At 30.4% G+C, this 961-nt stretch carries 1 protein-coding gene; it reads left to right on the top strand.

Annotation, left to right across the window (positions count from 1 at the left end; genetic code table 4):
- On the top strand, positions 1–961 hold a 961-nt coding region (locus tag ACXX84_RS04120), incomplete at both ends, for an ATP-binding protein (RefSeq protein ID WP_458572964.1).

Raw genomic sequence — 961 nt, 5'->3', positions numbered from 1 at the left:
AATTTTACCAGTGATATCACTGGTAAAATGTGTCCCAATAAATTGTCCCACTTTAGATAGTGATTTATTATCTTTTTCATTAATAAACGAAAAGGGCAATTTAACATTTGCTGGTGCCTTGCTTGCAGATGATTATTTTGTCTATCAATCAAGAGTTTTTGCAACTAGATGAAATGGTTTAGATAAAGCAAATAGTCGCCTTGAAGCCTTAGATGATAAAGAATTTCAAGGTTCAATCTTGTATTTACTGCAAAGTGCTGAAGAATTCATTAATTCTAATTATAAAAAAATGTGAAAGAAAACTGATGTAAGTAGAATTGAATATCCAGATTATCCAGAAATCGCTATAAGAGAAAGTATTGTAAATGCCTTAATTCACAGGGATTATACAGAAAAAGGTTCAGAAATTCACATTGATATCTATGATGATAGATTAGAAATTTATTCTCCTGGTGGGATGTCCGATGGTTCTTTAATTCAAGAACAAAATATTTATCAAATTGCTTCAAAAAGAAGAAACCCTATTATTGCTGATGTCTTCAGCAGACTTAATTTAATGGAAAGACGCGGAAGCGGACTAAAGAAAATTATAGAAAGTTACAAAAAGCAAGAAAATTACAACGAAAAATTAATTCCACAATTTATTTCTAATACTAGTTCTTTCTTTATTGTGTTAAAAAATTTAAACTATAATACACAAAATAAAGTGGCGATAAACGGGTATAGTGGCGATAAAAATGATGATAAAGTGGCGATAAATGAGCAAAGTGGCGATAAAAATGATGATAAAGTGGCGATAAACGGGTATAGTGGCGATAAAAGTAATGATAAAGTGGCGATAAATGGTCAGAGTGGCGATAAAAATAATGATAAAGTGGCGATAAATGGTCAGAGTGGCGATAAAATTCAGGAACTTATTGTTTTAAATTTTGCAAAACAACAAGAAGAATTTAAATCTAAA

The organism is Mycoplasma sp. AC157, assembly GCF_054343415.1.
Note: the sequence above shows the minus strand (reverse complement) of the source record. Positions and strands in the feature narration are given on the sequence as shown.